The 18,546-nt window shown below is 69.3% G+C and carries 9 protein-coding genes and 1 tRNA gene; 4 read left to right on the top strand and 6 right to left on the bottom strand.

From position 1 onward, the window contains the following. The first annotated feature begins 71 nt into the window (after positions 1–71). The gene (locus tag ABD335_RS20880) at positions 72–899 is read left to right on the top strand and encodes a helix-turn-helix domain-containing protein (RefSeq protein ID WP_344325957.1); all 828 of its coding nucleotides are present in this window, start codon (positions 72–74) and stop codon (positions 897–899) included. Beyond that, positions 896–1,093, top strand: a complete 198-nt coding sequence (locus ABD335_RS20875) for a DUF397 domain-containing protein (protein ID WP_344325762.1) — start codon at positions 896–898, stop codon at positions 1,091–1,093. Before ABD335_RS20880 ends, ABD335_RS20875 begins: the two co-directional genes overlap by 4 nt. Positions 1,094–1,174: 81 nt before the next feature. On the opposite strand, the gene ABD335_RS20870 is transcribed toward ABD335_RS20875, so the two are convergent. From ABD335_RS20870 to ABD335_RS20860, 3 genes are all read right to left on the bottom strand, one after another. Then, on the bottom strand, positions 1,175–5,320 hold the full coding sequence (locus ABD335_RS20870) for an Eco57I restriction-modification methylase domain-containing protein (RefSeq protein WP_344325759.1): 4,146 nt from the start codon (positions 5,318–5,320) through the stop codon (positions 1,175–1,177). Then, entirely contained in the window at positions 5,317–8,265 is a 2,949-nt protein-coding gene (locus ABD335_RS20865; protein WP_344325756.1) for a helicase-related protein, read from the bottom strand. The genes ABD335_RS20870 and ABD335_RS20865 overlap by 4 nt, the downstream gene beginning before the upstream one ends. A gap of 87 nt (positions 8,266–8,352) precedes the next feature. Beyond that, entirely contained in the window at positions 8,353–13,632 is a 5,280-nt protein-coding gene (locus ABD335_RS20860; RefSeq protein ID WP_344325753.1) for a DEAD/DEAH box helicase, read from the bottom strand. Between the two features lie 228 nt (positions 13,633–13,860). On the opposite strand from ABD335_RS20860, the gene ABD335_RS20855 reads away from it, so the two are divergent. After that, positions 13,861–14,826 (top strand): serine/threonine-protein kinase, encoded by a 966-nt coding sequence (locus ABD335_RS20855; RefSeq protein WP_344325750.1) that lies wholly within the window; start codon positions 13,861–13,863, stop codon positions 14,824–14,826. A gap of 264 nt (positions 14,827–15,090) precedes the next feature. Here the strand turns inward: ABD335_RS20855 and ABD335_RS20850 are convergent. Continuing rightward, a tRNA-Leu gene (locus ABD335_RS20850) sits at positions 15,091–15,178 on the bottom strand. 249 nt (positions 15,179–15,427) lie between these two features. Between ABD335_RS20850 and fdhD the strand changes: the two genes are divergently transcribed. After that, a complete protein-coding gene (fdhD, locus tag ABD335_RS20845) occupies positions 15,428–16,306 on the top strand; it encodes a formate dehydrogenase accessory sulfurtransferase FdhD (protein WP_344325747.1) in 879 nt (292 codons plus the stop codon). 104 nt (positions 16,307–16,410) lie between these two features. On the opposite strand, the gene ABD335_RS20840 is transcribed toward fdhD, so the two are convergent. Beyond that, a complete protein-coding gene (locus ABD335_RS20840) occupies positions 16,411–17,811 on the bottom strand; it encodes a right-handed parallel beta-helix repeat-containing protein (protein ID WP_344325744.1) in 1,401 nt (466 codons plus the stop codon). A gap of 65 nt (positions 17,812–17,876) precedes the next feature. Then, positions 17,877–18,546 (bottom strand): hypothetical protein (locus ABD335_RS20835; protein ID WP_344325741.1); only part of this gene is annotated, 670 nt, incomplete at its 5' end.

Raw genomic sequence — 18,546 nt, 5'->3', positions numbered from 1 at the left:
GCTGCCGCGACGGTACGCTCACCAGGGCTTCCGGCTCTCCATGTGGGGCTGGAGAGAGGGGCGTTGGACACATGCGTCGTGGTGGCGGAATCGACCAGCCTTACTCGCCACAGGAGTTCTACGGGGCGGAGCTCCAGCGGAAACGTGAGAACAAGGGCCTCACGCAGGCCCAACTCGGTGAGATGGTCGTCATCTCACCGCAGATGATCGCCCACTTCGAGGCCGGGCGGCGGAAACCCCGGCCGGAGGACGCCCGCCGGATCGACCAGGCGCTGGGCACGGACGGCTTCTTCGAGCGCATGCGCCGCTCGTTGGACGAGGGCCGCTTCGCCGATCACTTCGCGGCTGCCGCCGAGATGGAGAAGCTGGCCAGTGTGATCAAGACCTACGGGGCGTTCCTCGTTCCCGGCATCCTCCAGACCGAGGCATACGCGCGGGCGGTCTTCCGTGCGGGCACCCCGGTCTATACACACAAGGATGTAGAGCGGCGGGTGGCCAACCGCATAGAGCGTGCCCGCATCCTTGAGGACCCCAACTCACCTGTCTTGTGGGCCCTGTTGGACGAGTCGATTCTCCGGCGTCCCATCGGTGGACGCGACGCGATCGCGGAGCAGTTGGAGCACATCGCCGAGCTGGGACGTAGCGGGCGGGTGAGGGTCCACGTGCTCCCCTTCTCCGCAGGTGCACACGCGTTGCTGGAGAGCATGGTCACCCTCATGCGGTTCACCGATGCCCCTCCGGTGGCCTACGTTGAAGGCCTGCGCACCGGACGTGTCATGGACGACCCGGACATCGTCGAAGCCTGCCAGTCGTCCTACGACCTCGCCCTGGGCGATGCCTTGCCGTCGGAGGAGTCACTGGCCCTACTAGAGGCCGTGTCGGAGGAGTACAAGCGATGATCAACGACCACAGCCTGATGTGGCGCAAGTCCAGCTACAGCGGGGCGAGCAACGGCGACTGCATCGAGGTCGCCGACGGTCTCCCCAACGCGGTCCCCGTCCGGGACAGCAAGAATCCGGGCGGCCCGGCCCTGGTCTTCCCCGAGCGGGCGTGGAGCGCGTTCGTGGAGGGGATAAAAGGATCTCGTCCTTGACTTCTGACCGGTCAAGAGGACAGGCAAGCACCTCGGCCGGGGCGGACGGGTTCGATTCCCGTCTGCCCCGGCCGTCGGCGTTCAGGCGTTGTGACGCGGTCCCTGCCCCGGTGGCGGGTTCAACACGGTCCGGTACTCGCGGCCGGTGGCTCGCGCCTCGGCCATGCGGTCGTAGATGTCGAGAATGAGTTCCTTGGTGCGGTAGGTGCCGTCGTGAGCGGCCTCATCCTCGCGCTTGACCACGAGGAAAGTGTCCATGACGTATTCCACGTCATCGCGGTCCAACCCATAGAGGTGGAAGAAGGCCGCGTCCAGTTCGGCGCGCAGCAGCTCACGGCGGGACTCGTCCCACCGGAATGGGGCGCCCTCATGGCCGAGATCCATGGCGAAGTTGGCCATGTCCCGGCTGGTATAGGTGAGTTCCACCACGCGATCGGTGAACCATCCCACCTCACGGAACGCTTCATGGAACTGGGTGAGCAGTGGAATCGGCAACTGATAGAGGTAGCCGTACGTCAGGTGTGTACCGGCGATCTTCTGGCGAATCACATAGTCGAAGACAAACGACGACATGCATGCCTGAAGGAGAGCGGCCGACTCCGCGCTCCTCGGGAACATGAGCGGGTTGGTGTGCCCGACACCGTACGGCGGAAGCACTGTAGCCATGGTCGTCCGGGTATCCGTGGAACGGGCGATGTCCCGCCATCCCATCAACCAGCCGTTCCACCACTCCCGGTCTGCCAGTCGGGTCGCCACTCCCGCCCACATGATCCGGTTCCCCTTCTTGTCCCGCTTGCCCGAATCCACGTCGAACTCCGGCACCCAATAACGGGGCAACGGAGCGAAGTCGGGGTCGTCGTGCTGTTCAGGGGTGACGCGCGGGAGAGTGCCCATGTTGGCCTGGGCCTTGGTCTGGCCCTCGTAGGTGCCGTAGCGGTGATCGAAGTGGTGAAGCATTTTCGCCTCGTACAGCGGCAGGTAACGGCGTTTGTCTCCCACCTCGGGTCGGACGAAGACGTTGCCGTCCAGCTTCCAGCCCTCTTCCTCCAACTCATCCTTGTTCCGGAACAGATGGGCATCATTAGCCATGTCGAACATGCGCATGAACGACAGGCCCCACGGGTTCGTGCCGCCCCTGCCGGTTTCGTCCGGCTCCTTCATCAGGACGGGGACGCGCCGGTAGATGGTGAGGGTGATCTCGGCGTCGCGGCGGGTCCGGAACACCGGCAGGGTGCCGGTGTTGGGGTTCACCAGCAGGATCTCTTCCGGGGGCATGGCGAACCGGCGGCTGTCCAGGTCCTCCATGTGGCGGACGCCGAACGCGAACGATGCCTCCTCGACACGTGCGCCCGTACCGGTGGCAGTGAGCAGAGAGAAACGCACCCGGTGGTCGACATCCCGGCTGAGGATGAACGCCTCGTTCTCGAAGTCCAGGAACGACGCGAGCCGTGCGGTGCGCACCAGATCGGAGAAGAACGCGGCGGTGGTGGCGTCCGTGGCGATGCCGGTCGGCAGGACCAGGCCAAAGCGCCCAGCGGGGGCAATGCCCAGCGAGGCGGCCTCGGCGAAGACGGCGTAGGTGTTGACGTCACCGCGCCCGGCAAGGGGGAAGCGACCTGAGTTGCGCAGCAGGTGACTGACGCCCTCGGAGAAGCGACGGGCGGCGATGAACTCGGCGTGCAGCTTGCGGTCCGCCTCGTCCTCGCTCTCGGCGAGCTTGACGATCTCGCGTTCGCGAGCCGCCTTGTTCGCGGCCTTCGCGATCTTCTCGTCGCGAGTGGCGAAGAACTCCTGCTCCTGAAGCTTGACCCGCTCCCACGGCGGGTTTCCCAGCACGCAGCTGAACCCGCCCTTCCAGCCGGTGCGTTCGTCCACGCCCGGCGCCGCCGGGTCCGCCGGGACCTGGAAGACCTCCGGGAACTCCAGATGCCAGTGGAAGAAGCGGTATTCATCCCGCAGCTTGTCCACCGCCTTCAAGGTGCCCTCCGGCAGGTTCTCGCCACCGTCCTCGGCCTGGAGGGCCAGCAGGGATTTGGTGGTGAGCGCGGGCGGGGACGCCTCCTTGGTCTTCTTCCAGACGAAGGCCGCGCACCAGGCGTCGGCCAACCGTCGGGCGCGGAGGTAGTCCCTGGACGTGGTCAGCTCACGGTAGGCACGGGCCTGGTCCTGGACATCCTCCATGTCCAGGGCGTCCTTGCCGAGGATCTTCGAGACTTCCTCACCGACCTCAACGTTGGAGAGGGCGAGGGCGTACTCCTCGGAGAACAGGGCGTTCTGGCTCGCGCCCCGGCGCAGTGCCGTCTGCCAAGCCTGCCGCTCATCCTTGTTGCGTTTCTTCAACCCCTTGACCCACTCGGGATCGTCGCCCTCCAGCGCCTTGAACGCGTCGTCGGGCAGGCCGCCGGCCAGCAGCTTCGGTGTGGTGCCCAGCAGGCCGTTGCCGTGCTTGATGTGCGCGTCGAGGAAGGTGAGCGGCTTGCCCGGCTCCATCGCCTCGATCCACAGGGAGACCTTGGCGAGTTCGACGGCCGTCGGGTTGAGGTCCACGCCGTACACGCACCGGGAGACGACGTCGCGCAGCGCGTGCCGCACGTCGTCGGCGCCGGGTTCGGGGTCGTCGGTGCGGACCTCGGCGAGACGACGGGCGATGCGGCGGGCGGCGGCGACCAGGAAGTGGCCGGAGCCGCAGGCGGGGTCGCAGACGGTGAGGGCGAGCAGCGCCTTCTCGCGCTCCTCCTTCGTCGTGCCGGAGCGGACGGCCTCGTCGATCACCGGGTCGAGGGCGGAGTCCAGCAGGCAGTCGATGAGGGGGGACGGGGTGTAGTACGAGCCGGAGGTCTTGCGGTCGTTGCCGTCGAGCTTCTTCAGGACGTAGACGTCGCCCTGGTCCAGGCGGGGCTCCAGCTCCAGCAGAGATTCGTAGACCGAGCCGAGTTCGTCCGCGCCCAGGTGGCGGTAGTCGACCGGGCGGGGACGGCCCAGCTTGGCGTCGAAGACGACGGACAGCTCGCGCACGGCCTCATAGAGGGCCTGGTTGGACAGGCTCAGGCCGTCCAGGACGCGGTCCTTGTCCGTGGGCTCGAACAGGCCGCCCAGGGCGGGCAGTCCGAGTTCGGGTCGGCCGCCGGGTGTGCCGAGGCCGTCGATCACCAGGCGCAGGGCCTGCCATTGGTCGCCGTGGAGGGTTCCGGTGCGGCGGGCGAGGCGGCGCAGGCGGGCGGTGGAGAAGTACTTCCGGTACGTCTCCCGGGCCCGTTCGGGAGCCTCGGGGTCCAGCAGGAGGTCACGGTCCTCGGCGACGAAGAGGAACAGCAGGCGGTAGACGAGGCGGAGCAGGGCCGGGTGGAGGTCGCGGACCGAAAGCTTACGGGCATGCAGCGCCTCGCGCAGGGCCGCGTTGTCGGGGTGGGCGATCAGTCCCGTGCCGATGGCGGTGATCGCCTTCTCGACGCCCTTGCGGAGTTCCTTCAGGGCACGAGTGCCGGAGTCGATGGCCTCGGTGCGCCACTTCTCCAGCGGGCAGGTCGCCGCCGGGCCGCCCTCGGTGCGGGGCTCGAAGCGGGTGCGGTGCAGCAGCCGCCACAGCAGCACGAAGTCGTCGGAGCGGCTGCCCTCGAAGATGGCCTGGAGGTCGAACTCCAGGTACGCGGCGCCGGTGAGGGAGGCCGACTCGCGCAGCAGCCGCAGCTGGCGGCCGTTGGAGAGCACACCCCACAGGACGGAGTCCCCGGAGCGGTTGAGGTACTCCTGGAGCAGCGACTGCGGGGCCTGCGGGGCGATGTCCGGCATCCTGCGGTCCAGGGGCACGTTCCAGCCGGTGAGGTGGACGGGGACGTGCTCCCAGTGGTGGCTGATCGCGAAGTGCTTCTCGCCGTCGCGGGAGGCCAGGCCCGGCGCAGGTACGGCGACGAGGCCGCCGAAGCCGAGCTGCTCGAACAGGGGCAGCAGCCAGCGCTCGCGGGTCAGGCCGACCGCGGGCACGCCGGGGTCGTCGTCGGCGCCGTCGCGGGCGAGCGCGTCCCGGTAGGCGGCCCACACGCCGCGCAGGTAGCCCCAGGAGCGTTCGGCGGCGTCCCGTACCGTCTCGCCCTTGGCGTAGAGGCGGTAGTCGGTGGGCTTCGACCCGGTCTGCTCCTTGCCTTCCTTGATCCGTACGAGGAGGTCGTACGGGAGGAGGCCGCCGACGGTGGCGACGGTGTCGGTGACGAGGGTTCTGGCGAGGCTCATGCGCCCACTCCCTGGTGGATCGACGGGGCCGGGAGGTAGTGGTAGACGCCGAGGACGTCCGGATCGCCCTGCGGGATGACCTTCAGTCCCTGGAGGCGGGCCCGGGACGCGGTGCGGACGCGGCGGTGCGAGGCCTCCAGTGTCCTGCCCAGCTCCTCCGAGCGGCGGCGCAGCTCGGGCATGAGCACCCCGGGGAGGGCGGCGAGGATCTCGGTGATCCGCTCGGTGGCGAACTTGGGGTCGGTGTTCTGTGCGGCGCGGGCTTCCAGGAGGGCCAGGGCCTCGTCCTCGGGGAGCCACTCGGGTGCGTCGGCGGTGCCGCGGAAGGCGACGACGCGGGCGTCCTCGGCGAGCTGCCGGCGCGGCTCCGATCCGGTCCGGGTGGGCAGGCTCAGCTGGAAGCGGTGGCGGACCAGCAGGAGCGTGGTGCGGCGCTCGACGGCCTTGGTGCGGATGACTCCGCAGCGGCGGGCCGGGCGCTGCCAGGCCGGGATCTTGCCGCCGTCGTCCAGCGCCGCGTCCAGGACGAAGCGGGCGACGGCGGCGACCACCGGGTCCGTGCGGGTCAGAGCGGCCTCGCCGCGCGGGGCGCTGGGCGCGTCGTGGAAGACGACCGGGCGGGGGTGGCGGGGGCCGAGCGCGGCCGAGACGGTGTCACGCAGGCCGGCGGGGAGAGCGTCGGTGTGGACGGTGAAGCCGCCTCCCTGCCCGGTCGGGGCGGGCATGCCGCGCAGGGCGGCCAGGGCCCGGCGGGTGAAGTCCTTCACCTCCTCGCCGGTGCCGAGCGAGGCGCGGATTTCGGCGACCTCGGCGGCCACCTCGTCCTTCTTGATGGTGTGCTGGGCGTAGCGGGAACGGGAGGCCTTCTCGCGCTCGGCGGAGGACTGCCAGGCGATCTCCAGTTGCTCGGCCGCCGCCTCCTGCGGGAACAGTTCCTCCTGCTCGTAAGCAGGTTTCTTCTCGTGCAGGATCACTCCCTCGAAGAGGGCCTGCATGGCGCTCTCGGACTCCTGCGGCACGGGCACCGAGATGCCGGTGACGCGGCGGATGCGTTCGTGCTTGCGCAGCAGCACCTTCAGCACGATCTCGTCGATGGGGTTGTCGGCGCCGTAGAGGGTGAGGGCCTTGACCGTGTCGGTGCGCTGGCCGAAGCGGTCCACGCGGCCTTCGCGCTGCTCGTGCCGGGTCGGGTTCCACGCCAGGTCGTAGTGGACGACGGCGTCGAAGGACTCCTGGAGGTTGACGCCTTCGGAGAGGCAGTCGGTGGCGACGAGAACGCGGCGCTCGGCGGGCGGGTTGCCCTCCTCGTCGGCCCCGGTCAGCTCGGCGATGCGGTGTACGCGCTGGTCGGGCGAGAGTTCTCCGGTGACGGAGGCCACGGCGACCGGGTGCTCGGTTCCCCGCTTGTTGAGCGCCTTCCTGAGCTGGGTGGCCACGTAGTCGGCCGTCGCGATGTAGCGGCAGAAGACGATCGGCCGGTAGCCCTCGTCGAGGAGGTCGGAGACGGTCGCGATCAGCTTCTTCAGCTTGGCGTCGCGGGTGGGGCCGGCGAGCTTCTTCGCGGCCTCGGCCATGGCGACCAGGCGGGCTTTCTCCTCGTCGTCCGGGCTGTCGGTGGGGTCCGCCGACAGGTCGGCGCCGGGCACGGCGTCCGCCGACTCGGCGGTCTCGCTGTCGGCCGGGTCGGAGACCGTCTGCTTACCTGTGCGGTCCGCCTCGTCCGGGGTGTCCGCCTCCTGGACGCCGGCCCGGGTGTGCAGGGACTGCACGGCGGCGGCCGGTGAGGAGGAGAGGGTACGCAGCAGGGCGAGGGTGGACCACCAGCGTTGGCGCTGGCGGAGCGCTCCGTCCGCCGCGCGCACGGTCTCGCGGGCGTAGGACAGAACCTCGTCGAGGAGTCTGCGGTAGTCGCGGTGCAGGGTGTAGGGGACCTCGGCGGTGAAGCGGGAGGACGGGAAGTGCGCGTCTTCGCTGAAGTCGTCGCGGATGTCGGCACGGCGGCGCTGCACGAAGAACTGCGCCAGGAGCCTGCGGCCCGCCTCGCTGTCGAGGTCCGCGGTGGCCAGCCGCGGGTCGAGCAGTCCGATCAGACGGCGGAAGGGCTCCTCCTTGCCGCTGTGCGGGGTGGCGGTGACCAGGATGAGGTGGCGCTCCGGGTCATCGGCGAGGGACCGCAGCAGGGCGTACCGCTGCTGGGACTTCCGCGCGGGGGTGCCGGGCCCGGAGTCCGCGACGCAGGTGTGCGCCTCGTCGACGATCACCAAGCCGGGGCAGTCGCGCAGGAACTCCTCACGGTGCCGGGGGGACTTGATGAAGTCGGTGGAGACGACGTACGCACCCTTGCGGTCGAACAGAGAGTGACCGTAGGGGATCTCGCGCCTCAGCCGGCCGATCGTGGAGGGCAGCACCAGCCGGGCGTCGATGCCGAACTTGCCGTGCAGCTCGGCCCGCCACTGCTCGGCCAGCGCGGGTGAGCACAGCACCACCAGTCCTTCGGCGTCGCCTTGCGCGCGCAGCTCGGCGGCGATCAATCCGGCTTCGACCGTCTTGCCGATGCCAACGTCGTCGGCGATCAGCAGCCGGACCGTCTCCTGACGCAGCGCCATCAGCAGCGGCACCAACTGGTACGGGCGCGGGTCCACGGCGATGGAGGCGAGCGAGCGGAAGGGGCCCGCGCCCGCGCGGAAGCCAATGCGCAAGGCGGTGCGCAGCAGTCCGGCAGCCTGCTGGTCGCCGAGGTCGGAGGGGGTGGGCGGGGCGAAGGTAGCGGGGACGACGGTCTCCAGGGCGGGCAGGACGCCGGCGATGTCGTCGTCCGTGCCACCGAGTGGACGCAGCACCAGCAGGTCGGGCGTGGAGTCGGGCAGCACGACCCACTCACGGCCCCGGGCATGGACGAGGGAGCCGACCGCGTAGGGCTGGGTCGGCTGGACTGCGGTGGTCATGCGGGCCTTCCATGCGGGTGTCGGAACGGGACGGGCAGGGGCGGCGGACGGTGGGGGCGGCGCCCGTCGGCCCGCCCCCACCGCAGGTCAGCGGCGTGCCTCGCCGAACACCGAAGGGTACTCGGCGACCACCTTGGACCAGTCGTCGTCGTAGCGGATGCGGACGACCTCCCAGCCGATCTCCTTCAGTCGCTCGGCGGCCTCCTCGTCGCGCAGCGCCGTCTCGGCATGGTCGTGGTGCGGGCCGTCGACGAATACCGCGACGGGACCGAAGGACGTCTCGTACACGAAGTCCGGCTTGGACAGGGCCGAGGTGACCTTCATCTGCTGGCGGTCGGGCAGGCGGTGGCCGTGGGACCTGAGGTAGGTGATGAACCGCTCCTCAAGGGAGGAGTCCGCGCCCTCGATGAGGGCTTCGGCGTGCTCGTCGCGACTGCGGCCGGCGTGGGCCGTGCCGACCGTGCCTCCGGCGAACTCCATCAGCAGGTCCCGGACGAGACGGCGGTCGATCAGGCGGTGGTGGCGCTGGTTGCCGAAGGAGAGCAGGCAGTCGTAGCAGCCCTTCTCACAGGGATCGCCGGTACGCTTCTCGGCGCCTCTGTCACGGCCTTCTTGGTCGAAATGGGCGATTTCCAGAGCGCGGCGTGCCGCTCTGGCCAGGGCATCCTTCTCGGCCTGGAGGCGGCGCAGGACACCCGCGCCGCCTTCGGCGCTCTCGATGAACAGCAGCCGCTCACGGGGGCCGTCATGGGGCGGCAACTCCTCGGTGTCCAGCTCGGAGTCCTCCAGCTGGAACTCGGCCTCGATGCCCCGCTCCAGCGCGTACTGGAGGGTGATCGCGGTGTCCCGGTCCACCGGAGCCGCGAGCTTCAGCACGAGGATGTTCCGGGTGTCCTGCACGTACGGGATGACGGGAACCCTGCGCAGCGCCTTGTCGGCGTCGGCGAGTCCTTCCTGTTCCTCGGGGACCTCCCGGCCGGGCGCGTCCTGCTTCTTGCCGGGGGCGGCCAGCCACTCGCCGGTCACCGGGTCGAGCCAGAAACCGATGTCGCCCTTGGCGACCGAGCGGCGGTAGCCGAGGTTGGTGAGCCGGACCGTCGCGCTGTCGCCGTAGGCCAGCTCGGCCAGGAGCCGGCCCGCCGCGGACCTCGCCTCGGCGCGCAGCGAGCCGTCCCGGCCGTCGTCGCGCTTCTTGAAGCGGTAGGAGATCTCCACGCTGTAACCGGTGCGCTGGCGCTCCTCCTCATCCGAGGAGATCCGGTCCCGGCGGCGGGTGAACACGGTGTGCAGGTGCAGCAGGCCGGTGCGGGCATCACCGAAGGTGCTTCCGCAGTTCGTGCAGGTGTCCTCGCGCTGCTCCTCGGGGGACAGGTATCCGCAGGCCTGGCACACCTTGGCGCTCTCTGTGGTCAGCTCGCCGGAGGTGTCCGGCGGAAGCTGGACACGATCGACCTTGAAGCGGCTTCCCTCGTGGTAGATCAGCGCTCCGGGTCCGAACTCGCGGATCGCGATGAAACGGGACCGCTGGAGGTAGTCGCCGTCGTAGCCGCGAGTGGTGCGCCCGGTGCCGGGGATGTACGCGGCGAGCGGCAGCCGGGGGAAGGAGTAGCCGGGCAGGAAGCCCTCGGAGGCGAAGTAGCGGTAGGGATAGAAGTCGGACAGCACTGTGCGCTCGCCGCCCTGCCTGTTCTCCAGGAGCGCGATCTGGTTCTCCGCCTGGGCGCGGCGGCGAACGGCCTGGGCCTGCGAGCGGCCGGTGGCGGTGCGGTTGCGGATGTTGTCGTGCTGGATCTCCCGCTCCTCCAGAGCCTTCTGGTAGAGGCTCCGCCAGCGGCCGCACGCCCGGTCGAAGGCGCCCGGTGCCTTGGAGACGGTCTCCTCCAGCCAGCTCTCGTGCCACCAGGATGTTTCGTCGCGCAGGGTGTCGATGCAGCCGGCGAGGACGGTGCGGGCTCGAGCGAGGGCGCGCTGCTGGGCGGCCTTCGAGTTGATCTGCTCCTGGACTTCGGGCAGCAGCTTCAAGGAGGGCGTCTTGCCGTCCGCGTCGATGATCTTCGTCATGGAACGGCCCAGCTCCAGTCCGGTCTCGGCCAGCCAGATCGCGTGTACGTGGGAGGCGAGCAGGTCCTCGTTGGCCAGATCGAGACGTGGCGGGGTGACGGTTCCGGAAACCATCTGGTCGGAGCGGGTGAAGTAGTACTGATCGTGGCTGTTGCCGGTCGCGCAGTACGTGGTGACCAGCGCGGGCTGGCCGGAACGGCCCGCCCGGCCGGACCGCTGGGCGTAGTTGGCGGGAGTGGGCGGGACGTTGCGCAGGTTGACGGCGTTGAGGCTGGCGATGTCGACGCCGAGTTCCATCGTCGGGGAGCAGTACAACAGGGGTAGCGGTACGCCCTTGCCGAACAGGCGCTCGCGCTCCTGACGGACTTCGGGGTGCACCTGCGCGGTGTGCTCGGCTGCGTGCAGGCCGGCGAAGGTGGCCGCGACCTCCTGGTAGAGGCGCTTGAAGAAGGCGTTGACGCGGGGGCCGCGGTCGGCACCGTAGGTGCGGCGCAACCGGTCCACCGCCCCGTACTCGTCGTCACGGGCGTGCCAGCGGATGACCGTGTGGTTGATCTGGTAGCCGGGGTCGTCGGTGCGCCCCTGAGTGACCTTGGTCAGAACACCGCCCTTGGCGAGGACTTCAAGCAGATCGCGGATCACGGCCTGCGCGTCGTCGAGGGAGATCTCCCCACCCCAGTCCGGGAAGGTGTCCCCCCGGCGGACATAGCGGCCGAAGGCTCCGCGTCCGGTGAGGTTCAGCTCGCTGCGGGTGCGTCCCGATCGGCCGGGGCGACCGGGACGCGGCACCGCGATGCCGGGAGCCGGAGGCGCGGACTCGGTGTCGGAGATCGCCCAGGCATCGTTGAGCTTCGCCGACTCCTTGCGCAGCTCGTTGAACTTGGCCTCGGTGAAGTAGGGGGTGTCCACGGCGCGCTGGCGGCGCAGTTCGTCCATCAGGACACGGGCGAGGTCGAGCCGGGTGGCCGGGGAGGCGGTCCGCAACGGTCCCGCGGCGTCCTTCCACCTGTCCTCGTCACCGGCGATCTCCTCGAGGCCGGCGTACTCCAGGCCGAGCAGGCCGGTCTGTTCCAGATTGGGCATGGTGACCCGCCAGCCGCGCTCCAGGTCGAGGAAGAGGCGGTACTCGGCGACCGCGGCCAGCGCCTCCAAAGTGGTCTCGGCCAGCGAGGACACCTCGGTCGAGTTGGCCGCGTACTCGTGCTTCGACAGCCCCATGGCGGCCACGACCTCCTCGCCGAGCCGCTTCCACCGCAGACCGGCGTCCCCCGCCTTCAGCATCGCGCGGTAGAGGGCGCCACGCAGCTGGGTGACGAGGACGAAGTCGTTGAAGTGCCCCGACTGGAGGCTGGCGTCCTGCCGATTGTCGACGAAGGTGAGCAGCTTCCGCGCGTCCTCGTCGAGTTCGTTCTCCGGCAGGCTCTTGAGGTGGCGGACGATCGAGGCGCTGATGACGGAGGTGGCAGTCGAACGCCCCTCCTGGTCGAGGGTCATCAACTTCGCGAAGTCGCGTTCCTTGACCTGCTCGTAGCTGACTCCGCACTCCAGGCAGAACAGGAAGGGGGCGGGCAGGTACGCCGCGTACAGACCGCCCTGGTCCCTGTCCACCGCCTCGCCGTCGGGGCGCACCCACACCGGCTGCGGCGCGCGCTTCCGGCGGCTCGCGGTCAGGACGGGCGCGCCCTTCTTCGGGTCGATGGTGAGCCAGCTGTCGGGGAAGCGGCGCCGTTCGACGGCTTCGCCGATGTGCTCGGGCCAGGGGTTGGCCGCGGAGATGAAGAGGTAGCCCTGCTCCTCGTCCTCGTCCTCGCGGATGCGGAAGGCGATCGTGCCGTTTTCGCGCCTCTCACGGGCCACGGTCAGGTACTCCTGACCGCATTCGCGGCAGAACGACAGAGGAAGCAGCAACTTGTCCGGATCGCCGGGTACGCGCTGCTGGTAGGTACGGGTGATGTACCGGTCCTGCTCCGGCTCCAGCGATACGTACACCGAACCGCCTTTGGACAGGAACTGGTGCAGGCGGAAAGCGAACAGCGGGCGGTCGTTCTCGGGGTGGCGAGCACGTGAGCCGGCCTGGAGTGTGGTTCGGATGGCTTCCACGCACGCGGTGTGCGACTCGTCCTCGGGAGCGTCCTTCGGTATGTCGAACGCGGTGGCGCGCAGGGAGCGGGCGGCACGCTCCACCGTGGTGGGCGCTGCTCGGACCAGCAGGCGGGTACCGTCCTCGTCGACGACCTCGGTGAGGCCGAAAGTGGTCTCGATCCAGCAGGCCAGTGGATCGGCGGCGAGAGTCTTGTACTCGCGCGGGGGGTTGTTCTCCCGCACCCGCTCGGCGAGTTGCGCACCGGTGGGAATCTCGGCGCTGGTCGCTCGGATCAGGGTTTCGGTGATCACCCGCTCCGGGACGATCTCGGTGTCGAAGAGGGTGGAAGCCACCCGGGCGACCTCCCGCCGGCGGGAAGCGGGCGTGCCGCCCGTCGCCATGGTGGCGGAGGTGCCCACGCACTGCAGGGCGGGCGACTGGCACGCCTCGCGCACACGCCGCACCAGCATGGCGACGTCCGCGCCCTGCCGACCGCGGTAGGTGTGCAGTTCGTCCAGGACGAGGAAGCGCAGGCCCTTCGCCCGTCCGATGAGGTGCTTCCGCTCCTCGGGACGAGTGAGCATCAGCTCCAGCATCACGTAGTTGGTCAGCAGGATGTCCGGCGGAGTGTCGAGGACGTCGTCCTTCTCGGACTGCTTCTCCTGACCGGTGTAGCGCGCGTACGTGACCGGTTCGTTGCCCTTGCCGTACCCGGCAGTGAGGAACTTCTCCAACTCCCCCATCTGGCTGTTGGCCAGGGCGTTCATCGGGTAGACGATGATCGCCTTGATGCCGGGGGCGGCACCGGCGTCCTTGTCGCGCAGGACCCGGTCGACGATGGGGACGATGTACCCGAGACTCTTGCCGGAACCGGTGCCGGTGGTCAGGACGTACGAGCCACCGGAGCGAGCCGCCTCGATGGCATCGCGCTGGTGGCGGTGGAAGGCTATGGGGCGGACCACGGCGTCCGGCTTCTCCTTGCCGGTGCGGAAGATCCGCTTGCACTCGGGATGCAGGAGACCCAGGTCGTCGGCGAGGTCGTCGACGGTACCGCCGGGGGCGAAGCTCGGGTTGAGGGAGAGCCAGGGGTCGGGCCACTGGTCCCCGTCGGCGAGGGATTTGGACACCTTTTCCTCGATGCGCTGGTCGCCGATCACCACCGAACCGGACGTGTACTCCTTGTAGTCTTTGATGAGCCGACGGTGCACCTCGAAGACGTCCACGTAACCCCCACTCGCTCCCGACGCAACCCGCTCGCCACCGTAGTGGGCGGCGAGCACGACCGCGCCTCACTTCTTGCACTACACCATTACATCTTGATTTGTGAACTCAGTCAACACGCGAGTTGTCGCTCCGTCAGGTACCATCTTCGCGTTGTGTCCATGCCACGTCTCCCCGGCCGCCAACGGCCGGGGAGACGGGAGGCAGACGGAGGTAGGGCCGCACTGCGGATGAACGTCACATCACTGATCGCCAAGCGCTACCGGATCAAGAACCTCATAGGCAGAGGCGGCATGGGCGTGGTCTGGCTGGCTCATGACGAGAACCTCGGCCGCGACGTGGCTCTGAAGACCATGGCCGTTGCCCCGGGGATCACCGAGGAGCAACGCGCCCGTGACGCCGAGCGGTTCCGCCGGGAGGCGCAGGCCGTCGCACGGCTCGACCACCCGGGGCTCGCCACGGTCTACGACCTCGGTGAGGAGAACGACACCCGCTTCCTCGTCATGCAGTACGTGATCGGGACGACTCTCGCCGACCGGATCGCCGAAGAAGGTCCGTTGCCCATCGAGGAGACTGCCGCAATCGGTGTTCAAATCGCCTCGGTGCTCGGTTCCGTACACGCCCGCAACGTCGTTCACCGCGACCTGAAGGGCAGCAATGTCGTGATCCGTACGGACGGCGTCGTCAAGGTGCTCGACTTCGGCGTCGCCGCTTTCCTCGACCCGGACATCACCAGGCTCACCACCACCGGCGAACGGCCCGGGAGCCTGGAGTGCATGGCACCTGAGCAGACGCTGGGCAAACCGATCGACCACCGCGTTGACCTGTACGCGCTTGGCTGCCTGCTATACAACATGCTCACCGGCGACCCGGTGTTCGCCCACGACTCCGAATTGATGCTCTTGCGCATGATCATGGAGCAGCCACCTGTACCACCCAAGAGCCTCCGCAACGACATCCCTGACGAACTGGAGGAACTCGTACTTCAGCTGCTCGCCAAGAACCCCGACCACCGCCCCGATCACGCCGGTGAGGTATGGCAACGACTCGCGGCTTGGCTCCCGGAAAGAGGAGCCCCTGAAGCAGCGCTGACACCATGGGTGGAGGTGGACCCGCTTCGGCCCTTCACGCATCCGATGGCGCCGGAGGCTCGGCCAGTACGGGAGTGGGCGCAGCGGACCACGCGGAGACACTGATCACAAACTGGTCACAGGCTGGTTTTCAAACCAAGATGAGAAGAACGCGCTCCGCCTTCACGGCCGCCCGGTTCTGTGAAACCGGACTCCTCAGCTTTGGCCACCCTCCGTCGACGGGCGACCGCACCCGGTGCGGTGCGGCACGGTCCGTCCAACCACCGCTCCCAGCACGCCGATTCCCGGCGCGGTCCGCGACAGTCCCTGCCGTCCGCGCCCGCCGAACGCAAGAACCCCACGGTCTCGACGAGACCGTGGGGAACGGGTTGGTGTCCGAGGGGGGACTTGAACCCCCACGCCCGATAAAGGGCACTAGCACCTCAAGCTAGCGCGTCTGCCATTCCGCCACCCGGACCGGTGTGCGTCTCGCGGCCTTCCGGCCGCGGCGACGGGGTACACCATACCAAGCTTTCGGGGTGCCTCTCACCCGCATAACCCGTGGTCCGGTGGGGTGCGGGAGGGGGAACGGGGTCCTTCACGCCACGTGAGCGAACGTGTACGGTGGCGCGGTCGTCCGGCGGCGCGCGGGGGCGCACAATGGGACCGGTCGCGCACCGGGAAGCCGCGGCCGTACGGCACCGACCCGAGGCAGGACGGATCACCCATGGGCCGAGTCACCGAGCGCCGCCGTGTCGTCCGCGTACGCGACGGCGCGGTGAGCGAACGCCCCGACACCCTCGTGGCCGAGGAGCCGCTGGAGATCCGTCTGAACGGCAGGCCGCTGGCCGTCACCATGCGCACCCCCGGCGACGACTTCGCGCTGGCGGCGGGCTTCCTGGTGAGCGAGGGCGTCCTGGGCGCCCCGGAGGAGCCGGCGAACATCGTCTACTGCGCGGGCGCCGTCGAGCAGGCCGACGGCACCACCCGCAACAGCTACAACGTCGTCGACGTCCGCCTCGCCCCGGGCGTCCCCGTCCCCGAGGCCACCCTGGGGCGGCTGGAGAGGAGCGTCTACACCAGCTCCTCCTGCGGCCTGTGCGGCAAGACCAGCCTGGACGCGGTCCGCACCACGGCCCGCTGGTCGCTCGCCGACGGCGCCCCGGTGCGCGTCGACCCGGCCGTCCTGTCCGGCCTCCCCGACCGGCTGCGGGCCGCCCAGAAGGTGTTCGACCGGACCGGGGGCCTCCACGCGGCCGGGCTGTTCACCCCCGACGGGGAGCTGCTGGACCTGCGGGAGGACGTCGGCCGCCACAACGCCGTCGACAAACTGGTCGGACGCGCCCTGACCGACGGACGTCTGCCCCTGTCGGAGACGGTGCTGCTGGTCTCGGGGCGGGCCTCGTTCGAATTGGCGCAGAAGGCGGTGATGGCGGGCGTCCCGGTGCTGGCCGCCGTCTCGGCCCCCTCCTCCCTCGCCGTCGACCTGGCCGTCGAGGCGGGGCTGACCCTGGTGGGCTTCCTGCGCGGCGCGTCGATGAACGTCTACGCCGGCGAGCACCGCATCGCCCTGCCCACCCGCGCGGGACGGCCGTCCTCGGCGTAGCGCGTAGCCGCGTAGCGTCGGAGACAGACCCCGAGGGCCCGGCAGGTGTGCCCGCCGTGGTCCTCTCCGGCGGGCACACTCGCGGGCGGCCGTGGACTTCCCGGTCAGACGCCCTGGTTGGCGCTCACGACACAGTCCGCGCTGTCCGCCTCGTTCAGGCTCAACGCCGTGCCCGTGCCCAGCAGGCTGTTCCCGTTGACCAGCGAGTCGGGCGACCCCGTCAGTGCCACACCGGTCGGGCAGTCGCGCACCACGTTGCCGGTGATGACGGTGCCCGCAGAGTACTCCGCCAGGATCCCCCTGCCGGTGCTGCCGGAGACGGTGTTGCCGTCGATCACGGCATCGGGTGCGTACCGCACCCGGATGCCGGCGGCAGCCGCGCCGTTCACCACGTTGCCGGTGATGGTGACCCGGGCGGCGGTCGTACCGCTGGTGGCGTTCCCGCCCATGACGTCGATTCCCCGGTCCTCGGGCCCCGACGGTTTCCGGATGATGTTGTTGCCGACCACGAGGTCCTCGAATCCCATGACGGTTCCCTGGTCGTTGGCGTAGGAGGCCCGGATCCCACCGAAACAGTTGTTGATGCTGTTGTTGGTGACCACGGCCTGGTTGGTGCCGTACGGATGGATGGCGAACCAGGCGGAGTCGTGAACGGTGTTGCCCGAGATCTCCACGCGCTGGTGAGGCCACTGGAAGCCGCCGCCGTGCGAGCCGGCCAGGGTGGGGAAGCCGCCGTAGGCGACGCCGTTCACCGTCGTACCGGCACCGCAGTGGTTGTCGCGGATGGTGATGTCGCAGCAGGGGGTGCCGTCGGCCGCGCCCATGACCGTGCCGCCCTGTCTCGCCCAGTCCAGCTGGATCGCCTCGACCCCCCAGCTCACCCGGTTGCTCGTACCGGTCCAGCCGTTGAACCGGCAGTTCTCTACGGTGCCGTTGCGGACGGCCCCGAACTCCACGGCGTGCCAGTTGGACACGTTGAGGACCTGGAGATCTCGGACGACGACGTCGGCCGCGTGCCAGATGGATATCCCCATCCATCCTTCGCCGTCGTCGGAGGGTTGTGGCCCCGCCACGTCCCACCGCCCTCCCTCGATGACGATGTTGCCCGGACCCGAGTAGCCCGAGCCTCCGGACGAGTCCCCCCAAGTACCGTTGACCAGCATGAACCTGGCGCTGCCGGTCCGCCGGAACACGGTTGCCGGTGTCAGCGTCAGACGGGTGTTGGCACCGATCCTCAGGTAGGTGGAGAGGTTCCACGTTCCCGGACCGACGACGACATGCCCACCCCCGCCGGCCTTCGCGGCGTCCAGCGCCGCCTGGATCGGTGCCTGGGTGTTCCCGGAGGCGATGTCCACGTAGTGGACGTTCCACGGTTCCATGCCGGAGGCGGCCTCGGCCGGCCGGGACCCCAGCACGGTGGCCGCCGCGAGTCCGGCGCCCCCGACCGCGACCCGGTCGAGCAGATTCCGGCGGCTCAGCCTGGTCGATGACCGGGCGTCACTCATGGATGACTCTCTTTCGTTCAGGGAGCGGACGGGGGACAGCGCCGAGAGCTGTACGGGCAGCGGGGTCACGGCGCGATGGTGCCGACGTGGAGGGTGCCGTTGGGCAGGGCGGCGGCGTAGGTGTCGAAGATCCCACCGTTGTCGTCGATCTTGGTCGCGCTGCTCCACGCACCGGAAGCAGACCGGGTCCGGTCCCACACATCGCCGTTGACGACGGCCTGCACGTGCAGCGTGCCGTCCGGCAGACCGGCCGAGGAGATCGACTTGATCCCACCGTTGTCGTCGATCTTCACCGCGCTGCTCCACGCACCGGAAGCAGACCGCGTCCGGTCCCACACGTCCCCGTTCACCAGCGATTGGACGTGCAGCGTGCCGTCCGGCAGACCGGCGGCGGACACGCCCGTGATCCCACCGTTGTCGTCGATCTTGGTCGCGCTCGTCCAGGAACCGTCCGCCCTGCGCGTGCGGTCCCACACGTCCCCGTTCACCAGCGTCTGCACGTGCAGCGTGCCGTCCGGCAGACCGGCCGAGGAGATCGACTTGATCCCACCGTTGTCGTCGATCTTGGTCGCGCTGCTCCACGCACCGGAAGCAGACCGGGTCCGGTCCCACACGTCCCCGTTGACCAGCGTCTGGACGTGCAGCGTGCCGTCCGGCAGAGCGGCGGCGGAGATGGCGTCGATGTCGCCGTTGTCGTCGATCTTGGTCGCGCTCGTCCAGGAACCGTCCGCCCTG

It is taken from the genome of Streptomyces macrosporus, assembly GCF_039533145.1.
Lineage (GTDB): Bacteria > Actinomycetota > Actinomycetes > Streptomycetales > Streptomycetaceae > Streptomyces > Streptomyces macrosporus.
Note: the sequence above shows the minus strand (reverse complement) of the source record. Positions and strands in the feature narration are given on the sequence as shown.

What these genes read in the sequence shown, in the direction of transcription:
- ABD335_RS20865 (WP_344325756.1), bottom strand. Translation starts at nt 8,265, where the DNA reads ATGACCACCGCAGTCCAGCCGACCCAGCCCTACGCGGTCGGCTCCCTC.
- fdhD (WP_344325747.1), top strand. Translation starts at nt 15,428, where the DNA reads ATGGGCCGAGTCACCGAGCGCCGCCGTGTCGTCCGCGTACGCGACGGC.
- ABD335_RS20875 (WP_344325762.1), top strand. Translation starts at nt 896, where the DNA reads ATGATCAACGACCACAGCCTGATGTGGCGCAAGTCCAGCTACAGCGGG.
- ABD335_RS20840 (WP_344325744.1), bottom strand. Translation starts at nt 17,811, where the DNA reads ATGAGTGACGCCCGGTCATCGACCAGGCTGAGCCGCCGGAATCTGCTC.
- ABD335_RS20855 (WP_344325750.1), top strand. Translation starts at nt 13,861, where the DNA reads ATGAACGTCACATCACTGATCGCCAAGCGCTACCGGATCAAGAACCTC.
- ABD335_RS20870 (WP_344325759.1), bottom strand. Translation starts at nt 5,320, where the DNA reads ATGAGCCTCGCCAGAACCCTCGTCACCGACACCGTCGCCACCGTCGGC.
- ABD335_RS20880 (WP_344325957.1), top strand. Translation starts at nt 72, where the DNA reads ATGCGTCGTGGTGGCGGAATCGACCAGCCTTACTCGCCACAGGAGTTC.